We start from the raw sequence: 2,469 nt of genomic DNA on the forward strand, positions 1-2,469 counted from the left end.
GTATCTGGAAATCAACAACGGCAGCCACAGCTGCGCCAATAGCGGCAACAGCAATGCCGGGCTGATCGGCAAGTACGGCGTGTCGTGGATGAAGCGCTTCATCGACAACGATACCCGCTACAGTCCTTACCTGTGCGGAACGGAACACCAGGCCGACTTATCTAACACGGCAATTTCCGAGTACCGCGAAACCTGCCCGTATTGATCGGGCTGCGCGGCGGATGGATCTATCCGTCCGCCGCGCAGGTAACGAGAACATCGCATGCCTATGAATTACAAGAACGTGATTCCTTTCCTGCTGGCGCCGCTGATCGGCGTGCCGATCGGCATGCAGTTGTTCGAGCGTGCGGAAAATGGGTTCCCGACCGAAACGAAAGCCGTCGGGCAAGCTTCCGCAAAGGCATCGCCCGGCGCTGCCGGCACTGTTCAGGCAGCGAAGGACGGAAACGGCGCAAGCGGATTCACATTCAGCGACCTGATGCAGGTCATGCGTGGCGGCGGCACCGCCATGCCCGCCAGCGATCTTGAAGCCGCATTCCACACCGCTTTACGCAACATGTCGCAGGAACCGGCGACCGACGAACGCATCCGCAAGCTGCAGTCGGTCTATAACCGCTGGGTGCGCGACAACCCCGCGCAGGCCTTGTCCCAGCTCGAAAGCATCCGCGCCGAGGAGCGCCAGGAGATCGTGGCGAACGCGCTCGCCATGCTGGCCCGGGAGCAGCCGGACAAGTTTCAGGCGTATATCGACAGCATCGGCCACGATGCGAACACGGTGCTTGCCGCGACGCTCGGTGCGATCGCTGACAAGGCGCCGCAGGATGCGCTTGCATGGCTGCAACAGAACCCCGGACGCGACCCGCAAGGGGAACTGATCGCCGCGGTATTGCCCAATTTGATCCGGGAAGACTTGCCGTTGGCGGCGAAGACCGTCGCCGGCATGGAAAGCCAGGCTCCGCTCGCCCTGATCCAGCAGGTTGCCGTCGCCTATGCGCAGCAGGACCCGGCACAGGCATATGCATGGGTCGGCACGGTTCTCCAGCAATCCGACAAGCTGCCGTCCCAAGTTCTCAATGAAGTCAGCGCCAGCGTGGTGACCAGCAATCCCAGCCAGGCGGCAAACTATCTGAACCGCGTCTCCGACCCTCTCATCAGGGAGAGCCTGATGGGTGAACTCGCGATGCAAAAGGCCCAGGATGATCTGCCCGCCGCCTGGAACTGGCTCTCCCAATACAGCACCGATGAAAGCTACACCGGCACGGCGTTGAACCTGCTGTACCGCTGGTCGTATGCCAAACCGAATGAAGTGGCGGCGGTGCTGCCGTCGATTGCCGACAGCGAAATACAGGTGGCGGCAACCACGCATCTGGCGAGGTTCTGGCAGCAACGTGATCGCGCGGGATATCAATCGTGGGTTGCTTCGCTGCCGGCGGGAGCGGTGCGGGATGCGGCCATATCGGCGCAGTGAGGGCAATGCCGGCGGAACATCAGGATTTACACTTGGCGCTACTTCAGCGCATCGCGCTCGGTAATGGCCCTGCGCACTTCTTCTTTTGCTTCAGCCACGTCCCTTGCCAGAGCGCGTTGCCTTGCGTGATAGGCGCGGTTCAGGCGCGTGCCGCCGCCGACAATCCCGGTACGCTCTCCCGGCAAAGGCTCGACACCCGCCTGCTGCCGCATCGTCGCATCTTCCAGCTTGCTCTCCGCCCGCATGAGGTTCATCGTGGCGTCGTCCAGCGTCCTTCGCTTGCCGGGTTCGGGATTGGTATTGACACGCTTGATCGGCGTTTGCACGCTCTGCGGCGGTACATCAGTCCGGGCGGCACGGGCACTGGGCACCGTGGTCCAGAGATTTCCCTTGATCGGCTGATCCACCGTGATCAGGCCATCGATCCTCGCGCCCTTGACCGCCTTGTCCGAATACACGATACGTCCATCCGGCAACACCTGGCGGTAAATGGTGGTTGCCACGGGACCGGGCGGTGCCGTCTTCACCACGACTTCCTGGGCTAACGCTGGCGCTGCCGCAAGGCAAAATGCGATCGATACAAAACTGGGCGCTATTGCTTTCATGGCGTTTTTGATGTGGAAGTAAATCAACGGGAAGGCTGTATCGATTCTTCGCCTTCCTTCATTTTTCATATTGCGGGACATCAGATAATGCGATCGTTTAACAATTCATCGCAGCGCTCTTTCCCCATGGTCACATACGCCCCTGCGGATCGCCGTTACTCCTCGCCGGCAAACCTTTCTCCGCTTCGTTTCGTATCGCCGGACTGTACGCACCTCATAACTTTTCGAGTCTCCTTCGTCATTAGCAGAACCATACTATTCCTTCAATGTCACATTGCTACTCATCGATGAACAATCCTGTTTCCTCGGCGCAGCAATGCAGGCGGGATACATGTGTCTTCATCGAGTTTTCATTTTGCCGACCGCGGTGTGCAAGCCATGCGTCGAAGGCAGATG

2 protein-coding genes and 1 pseudogene are annotated in these 2,469 nt (G+C 59.9%); 2 read left to right on the forward strand and 1 reads right to left on the reverse strand.

Annotated elements, in window-relative coordinates:
* A pseudogene (locus VGU61_RS06805) lies at positions 1 to 205 on the forward strand (alpha/beta hydrolase); the annotation flags it as partial.
* Between the two features lie 57 nt (positions 206 to 262).
* Positions 263 to 1,468: a hypothetical protein gene (locus tag VGU61_RS06810; RefSeq protein ID WP_326858352.1), complete on the forward strand. Its 1,206-nt coding sequence runs from the start codon at positions 263 to 265 to the stop codon at positions 1,466 to 1,468.
* A gap of 38 nt (positions 1,469 to 1,506) precedes the next feature.
* On the opposite strand, the gene VGU61_RS06815 is transcribed toward VGU61_RS06810, so the two are convergent.
* On the reverse strand, positions 1,507 to 2,073 hold the full coding sequence (locus VGU61_RS06815; protein WP_326858353.1) for a hypothetical protein: 567 nt from the start codon (positions 2,071 to 2,073) through the stop codon (positions 1,507 to 1,509).
* Positions 2,074 to 2,469 lie beyond the last annotated feature (396 nt).

This window comes from Noviherbaspirillum sp., from assembly GCF_035944575.1.
Classification (GTDB): Bacteria; Pseudomonadota; Gammaproteobacteria; order Burkholderiales; family Burkholderiaceae_D; genus Noviherbaspirillum.

Bases quoted from the DNA above. Each gene is read 5' to 3' on its own strand.
- VGU61_RS06810 (WP_326858352.1), top strand. From the start codon at position 263: ATGCCTATGAATTACAAGAACGTGATTCCTTTCCTGCTGGCGCCGCTG.
- VGU61_RS06815 (WP_326858353.1), bottom strand. From the start codon at position 2,073: ATGAAAGCAATAGCGCCCAGTTTTGTATCGATCGCATTTTGCCTTGCG.